The sequence below is a fragment of the Curtobacterium sp. MCBA15_016 genome, assembly GCF_001865105.1.
GTDB lineage: Bacteria > Actinomycetota > Actinomycetes > Actinomycetales > Microbacteriaceae > Curtobacterium.
The window spans coordinates 60948-62106 of the sequence record NZ_MJGR01000013.1; the positions used below are offsets into that span (position 1 = coordinate 60948).

Consider the following 1159-nt stretch of genomic DNA (forward strand, 5'->3'; position numbering starts at 1 on the left):
CCGTCGGCGAGCAGGGCGTCCCAGATGCGGTCGAGCTCCTCCTGGTCGTCGACGTCGACCTGGAACGAGACCGCGTCGGTGTGCTCGTGCCCCGGACCGCCGTTCATCGCACGGTAGGGCTTGCCGAGGAGCGTGAACTCGACGACGAGGGTCTGCCCGTCCGGAGTCTTGCTCACGCTGTCGATGCTGCTGTCGGGGAAGAGCGACACGTAGTGCTCCGCCGCCTGCTCGGCCTGGTCGTCGTACCAGAGGAACGGGGTGATCGTCGGCATGGGCGGGGCCTTCCGGTTCGGCTCAGTCCGCAGCGCCGCGGCTGAGCAGGTCTGCCTTCTCGGGGTGCTCGTCGAACCACTTGCCGACGAACCAGCACATCGGGACGATGCGCCGGGTGGAGTTCGCCTCGACGTCGGCGACCGCGAAGTCGACGAGCTCGGCGGCGTACCCGTGCCCACGGTGCTTCGGCACCGTGTACGTGTGCGGGAACGCGATCGCGTCGCCGTTCTCGCGGTAATCGAGGACGCTCACGAGTTCGCCGCCGACGTACATCGCGTAGCGGTCCTGGTCGGCTTCGTCGCGGAACTCGTGGTCCATGCCGCCATCATGCACCCTCGGCGGCAGCGAGGGCGGCAGGCGGTCAGACCGTCGGGAATGGGCGGGTCGGGGTCGGGCGTTGCTCGGACACCATGACGACAATCGGCATCATCGGCGCAGGCAACATCGGATCCCAGCTCGCACGGCTGGCGGTGCGGAACGGACACGAGGTGGTGATCGCGAACTCCCGCGGCCCCGAGACCCTCACGGACCTGGTCACGGAGCTCGGCGCGGGTGCCCGGGCCGCGACCCGCGACGAGGCGGCCGCCGCTGGCGAGATCGTCGTCGTCACGACCCCGCTCGCCGCGATCGAGACCATCCCGGCCGGCCCCCTCGAGGGCAAGGTCGTGATCGACACGAACAACTACTACCCGCAGCGCGACGGCCACATCGAGGCGCTCGACTCCGAGACCACCACGACCGCGGAGCTCCTGCAGGACCACCTCCCCGGCGCCCGGGTCGTGAAGGCGTTCAACCACATCGGCGCCGCGGACCTCACCGGCCACGCCTCCGCTGCGGGCACCCCGGACCGTCGCGCGCTCGTGGTGGCCGGGGACGACGCCGACGC

3 protein-coding genes are annotated in these 1159 nt (G+C 70.6%); 1 reads left to right on the forward strand and 2 read right to left on the reverse strand.

What is annotated here, in order from left to right; all coding sequences use genetic code 11:
* Together BIV03_RS05705 and BIV03_RS05710 are read right to left on the reverse strand one after the other, a co-directional pair.
* Window positions 1–272, reverse strand: a 272-nt coding sequence (locus BIV03_RS05705) for a VOC family protein (protein ID WP_175475734.1), incomplete at its 3' end; no start/stop codon positions are given.
* A gap of 22 nt (window positions 273–294) precedes the next feature.
* Entirely contained in the window at window positions 295–591 is a 297-nt protein-coding gene (locus tag BIV03_RS05710; protein ID WP_070418618.1) for a GNAT family N-acetyltransferase, read from the reverse strand.
* Window positions 592–683: 92 nt separating this feature from the next.
* Here BIV03_RS05710 and BIV03_RS05715 point away from each other — a divergent pair.
* The coding region (locus tag BIV03_RS05715) for an NADPH-dependent F420 reductase (RefSeq protein ID WP_071294966.1) at window positions 684–1159 on the forward strand (476 nt) is incomplete at its 3' end.

Excerpts from the sequence above, each read along its gene's own strand:
- BIV03_RS05710 (WP_070418618.1), bottom strand. The coding sequence starts at position 591 with ATGGACCACGAGTTCCGCGACGAAGCCGACCAGGACCGCTACGCGATG.